At 45.6% G+C, this 241-nt stretch carries 1 protein-coding gene; it reads right to left on the minus strand.

The window, feature by feature from the left end:
- The coding region (locus tag AAEY57_RS20930) for a hypothetical protein (protein WP_350608773.1) at positions 1-241 on the minus strand (241 nt) is incomplete at both ends.

Genomic DNA, 241 nt, shown 5'->3' on the forward strand with positions numbered 1-241 from the left:
GTGTGCAGTTTATTAAGTGCTATTTGCTCTGCGCTTTGGCTTGTAATTGATTGGCTAAATAAGTTACGTAACTCATTACCTTGCTCTTTACGTGCATAAATAATGGTAGCAGAATCACTGCCCCAAAATGCGCGCTCTGGTTGACGTCCAAGCCAATCGGGATGGGCCATAGCTTGCTCTAACGTTATTTTAGTAGAGCCCATATCGGCGGGGGTATTAACAACGGCAGCAACAGGAGACG

The organism is Pseudoalteromonas sp. MER144-MNA-CIBAN-0113 (assembly GCF_040308965.1).
GTDB lineage: Bacteria > Pseudomonadota > Gammaproteobacteria > Enterobacterales > Alteromonadaceae > Pseudoalteromonas > Pseudoalteromonas tetraodonis.